A 269-nucleotide genomic window follows, 5' to 3' on the forward strand; every position below is an offset into this window, starting at 1 on the left:
CGTGAAAATTCACTACATGGGAGTTAGGGAACCCCTGAAACAAATATTGGAGGATAAGGCGGCTGAGCTCCATGATTATCCCTTGCAGATTGTAGATTTAGGCGGATCAATAAAGTACGAAAGTGATTCTTTCATCAACTCTTTTGACTTGGACACTGAAACAATCATACTTTCAAACCGGAGATATAATTTGAATGATGAATTGGGTTACGTGGAAACAGAGTTACTACAAAAATATAAAAAAAGTATTTTGTACAGAACATCCCCTT

At 36.8% G+C, this 269-nt stretch carries 1 protein-coding gene; it reads left to right on the top strand.

Going from position 1 to position 269, the window contains the following annotated elements:
• Positions 1-16: 16 nt before the first annotated feature.
• A partial coding sequence (locus SB786_RS36420) for a hypothetical protein (protein WP_410731608.1) occupies positions 17-269 on the top strand: 253 nt, incomplete at its 3' end.

Source organism: Burkholderia sp. SIMBA_062, assembly GCF_046534765.1.
Lineage (GTDB): Bacteria > Pseudomonadota > Gammaproteobacteria > Burkholderiales > Burkholderiaceae > Burkholderia > Burkholderia ambifaria.